This is a genomic window from Solemya elarraichensis gill symbiont (assembly GCF_002021095.1).
In the GTDB taxonomy this organism is placed as follows: domain Bacteria; phylum Pseudomonadota; class Gammaproteobacteria; order Chromatiales; family Chromatiaceae.
Map to the genome: position 1 here is coordinate 1 of NZ_MPRK01000164.1, position 3,959 is coordinate 3,959.

The 3,959-nt window shown below is 54.3% G+C and carries 4 protein-coding genes; all 4 read right to left on the reverse strand.

Annotated elements, in window-relative coordinates; all coding sequences use genetic code 11:
* Window positions 1–58: 58 nt before the first annotated feature.
* Window positions 59–781 carry an AMP-binding protein gene (locus tag BOW51_RS08145; protein WP_078477253.1) on the reverse strand — a complete coding sequence of 241 codons (723 nt, stop codon included), beginning with the start codon at window positions 779–781 and terminating at the stop codon, window positions 59–61.
* A gap of 253 nt (window positions 782–1,034) precedes the next feature.
* Window positions 1,035–1,751, reverse strand: coding sequence for an HAD family hydrolase (locus tag BOW51_RS08150; RefSeq protein ID WP_078477254.1), 717 nt, complete (start codon window positions 1,749–1,751; stop codon window positions 1,035–1,037).
* 4 nt (window positions 1,752–1,755) lie between these two features.
* Complete coding sequence (locus BOW51_RS08155; RefSeq protein WP_078477255.1) at window positions 1,756–2,751, reverse strand: aminoglycoside phosphotransferase family protein; 996 nt, start codon at window positions 2,749–2,751, stop codon at window positions 1,756–1,758.
* Between the two features lie 64 nt (window positions 2,752–2,815).
* Window positions 2,816–3,959 (reverse strand): efflux RND transporter permease subunit (locus BOW51_RS08160; RefSeq protein ID WP_135568157.1); only part of this gene is annotated, 1,144 nt, incomplete at its 5' end.

Consider the following 3,959-nt stretch of genomic DNA (forward strand, 5'->3'; position numbering starts at 1 on the left):
TTTTCCTTTGGCGCTGGCGCACGTCAGAAAAACAGTCTCGCCTAGTGGCTACCGCGGACTACGCGCCTTCGATTCTCTCTCCTTGGCGCGCAGCGATTGCCACTGCGTGGCCGCCATTCTGCCTGACAACACCCTTGGGCTGACCAGTGGTGCCCGAGGTATAAAGAATATAGAGAGGATCAGTCGCCTTGACCGCAACCGGATCAGCTGGCTCTACACCTTCCTGAAAAGCGTACCAGTCGAGATCGCGTCCTTCCTTCATCTGGAATTCGGCCTGCGGACGATGCAGTACGACGACTGCATCAGGCTTGTGCTTTGCTTCCTCGATCGCAGCATCAATCAGTGGTTGGTATGCAATCACCTTGCCAATTTCGATACCGCAGCTTGAAGTAAGTAATAGTTTTGGCTTGGCGTCATTGATTCGTATCGCCAGGTCGTGCGAGGCAAAACCGCCGAATACGACTGAATGGATTGCACCGAGACGCGCACCGGCAAAGGTGGCGACCTGGTCACGCAGCTCTCTGAATGTGATGGAATCCTTGGTGTCGGTAACGGGCGAATCATAATAGATTGCAACCTGGTCTCCACGGCCGTTTTCGACATGATAGTCAACGGCCATGTAACAGGTGTTCATTTCACCGTCGGCATACCAGTTCCACTCATTCCCCTCGTGCTGCAGGATCTGCTTGGGGAACTTGTACCATTGCAGTTTTGCTGCTTCCTCACTCCAAAAGGCTTCGGGCTCTTCGATAGACTTACGGTAATAGCTTTGATAGTCCACTGATTCCTCCAGACGTTTTCAAAGGTGACATGTTCGCCCATGGAAAGTCGCGCGGCGCAACGCTTCTCTCCTCCTGCACTCCCTTGCAGCCCGGCATGCCTGATTGATTATATTGCGATCCCGGTTGTGGCCAGTTCGCATGTTTAAATATCAACAGTAAAAAAGAAATGACTCCGGTAGTCATTTCCCAGGGCAATGGCCTAGTGTGGTGCAGAGCACAATTTGTGTCAAGCACCCGCGTCAATAGCCAGTCTCAGCCCGGCTTTTCATCGAGCAGTTCATGCAGTGAGCTAATCTGCAATACTCCCGGGGTCTCAACCTCTTCCTCGACACCACAGCTGAATTTTGTATCGACACGCACCACCCTGACTGCCTGCATGCCGAGAGCCTGTGCCGGCTCCATATCGCGCCGCGGATCATCACCAACATGGAGCGACTCCCCGGCTTTCACCCCGGCAAGCGCCAGTGCCTCTTCCAGCATCGCAGGGTGTGGCTTGGCGTGGCCGACCTGTGCTGCCGTCAATGAGTGATGAAAAAGGCCTGCCAACGGGGTTTTGTCGATTTCTGAAGTCCCGTTGGTGACCGAGATCAGCGTGTATTGGCGGCCTAACTGCTGCAGTACCTCTGGCACATCGTCGAACGGCTCAACACGATTACGGTGTTCCTGAAAATATTCGGTTGCCGTAACTGCCAGGGAGACATCATGGCCACTCTCTTCGAGCAGTACTTCGAGATGGCGTGTTCTGAGCAGGTTCAAATCATGCATCAGGTGTGGCTTGGCATGTGCCAGTTCGCGGCGGTGTTCACGCATCGAGCTGACTGAATGAATCTCGGTGAGTCGCGGGGCACGTGACTGCAGCCATTCAAACAGCGCGTTCTCGGCACGCATGATGGTCACATGACAGGGCCACAAGGTGTCATCCAGGTCAAATGTGATCAGGCGCAGGCCCGGATAACGATGCTCTAGCATCTGTTTAATCCTCTGCCTGCAGGCCGGGAAGGATGCGTTCGCGAATCAGTTTGCATAATGGTTCAATCTGCGGGTATCTCGGTTCCATTTCAAGAATATAGTCGAGCACCAGTGGAATATCAGCCAGATAGCCGGCTTTGCCATCACGCCGGTAGAGGCGTGCAAAAATACCCGCTACCTTGATGTGGCGCTGCAATCCCATGAGATCAAACCAGCGCTGGAAGTTCTCCTCATCACTGGCCGACATCAATCCGGACTGGATCGCCAGCTGCGCGTAGCCCATAGCCCAATCATCAACCTGCTGCAGCGGCCAGCGAATATAGGCATCCTTGAGCAAGGACACCAGATCGTAGGTGATAGGTCCGACAACGGCATCCTGAAAATCGATAATCCCCGGCAGTGGCGGATGCGACAACATCAGGTTGCGTGAATGATAATCCCTGTGTACGAAAACCTGCGGCTGTTCGAGGGCATTCATGGTGAGCTGGTGAAAGACCTCATCGAGCATGTCATGATCCTGCTCACCAAGTTTCAGGTCGAGATGTTCACCACATAGCCAGTCGCGAAACAGTTCCATCTCGAAACGTAGCAGGTTTGCATCATACACAGGCAACCCATCTGTCGAGGTACTTGCCTGCATTGTGGCAAGCGCACTCAGTGCATCGCCATAGAGACCTGGCGCACTCTCCTCATTGAGCTCTTCGAGATACTGCACATCGCCGAGATCCTCGAGCAGCAAAAAACCCTGTTCAGACTCATGCGCGACGATCTTCGGTACATGCAAACCTGCGGCTGAAAGCCTTTTCTCGATATCGATAAACGGGCCACAGTCCTCTTTCTCTGGCGGCGCATCCATCACCACCCATGGCATTCCATCCGGTCCAATTGCACGAAAATAGCGCCTGAACGAGGCATCGCCAGAGACCTGCGTAATCTCTGTTCCTTCTCTGTTCCAGTGTGCATCAAGCCATTTTCTGATGGCTTCTGTTCTTTGCGGCATATGCAGCTTACTCCGTGTGTTCAATATGTTGGTATGGCTCGATAACGACCTCTTCCTTGCAGGGCTAATAGGTCTTGCCGAAGGCACGATAGCTGAGACAGCGCATATCGTCGGCAATCAGGTAAAAGCAGGGCAGGGCAACAAGAATCAATCCCGTGGCAAACAATAGCCCGAAACCGAGACTGATCGCCATCGGTGACAGAAAAGCAGTCTGCCCGCTGGAGAAAAATATCAGCGGTGATACGCCAAGAAAAGTGGTGATGGTGGTGAGCATAATCGGGCGGATACGTACGCGCCCTGCCTCGACCAGTGCGTCAAGACGATCCATGCCTTCACAACGCATGCGGCGAGCGAACTCGACCAGTATCAGCGAGTCGTTGACGACGATACCGGAGAGCGCAAGAAATCCGATCAGCGACAGAAACTGCAGGTGCAGTCCAAACAGCACATGGCCAATAATGACGCCGATGAGGCCAAACGGAATCGCAAACATCACCACCAGCGGGTCGAGCAACGAACGAAACAGTGCGGAGAGAATGAAAAAGATCAGCACCAGTGCGATCAGCCCCGCCTGCTTCATGCCGGCCATCGATTCTGCAGCCTCTTTCTTCTGACCGAGAAACATCAGGCGATAACCCGGCATCTCATCGGAAAATGCTGCAAATTCGTTGCCGATGCGCTCAATCACCTGGTCCGGGGTGGTGATCTTGTCATCAACATCTGCGGTGATGGTCGCGAGACGCTCCAGGTCACGTCGGCTGATACTGTTATAACCACGCCCCTTTTCAACTGTTGCAACCTCGCCGAGATAGACGACACGCCCGTCATTGAGCGTAATCGGCAGGCTGGTCAGCGGCATGCTGCCTTCTCGGATCGCCTCAGGGTAGATCAGCCTCACCGGAATCGACTTGTCGCGCCAGTTCACCTGGGTCACTTCAAGTCCCAGGAAGCCGGTACGTACGGCGTTTGCCAGTTGCTGCTGTGTCAGGCCGAGTTGGCGTCCATGCTCGTTGAGCATGTACTGGTACTCCAGTTTGCCCGCCTCCATATCGTGGCGTACATCGTAGACACCGGGAATGGTTTTAACATAACTGCTGACGCGCTCCGCCTGCTGACGCAAGAGGTCGACATTTTCACCGACCACTCCCACTTCAAGATCAGCTCCGCCCGGACCACCCTGGGCACGCAGTATCGACAGCCGCCTGATA

Excerpts from the sequence above, each read along its gene's own strand:
- BOW51_RS08155 (WP_078477255.1), bottom strand. The coding sequence starts at position 2,751 with ATGCCGCAAAGAACAGAAGCCATCAGAAAATGGCTTGATGCACACTGG.
- BOW51_RS08150 (WP_078477254.1), bottom strand. The coding sequence starts at position 1,751 with ATGCTAGAGCATCGTTATCCGGGCCTGCGCCTGATCACATTTGACCTG.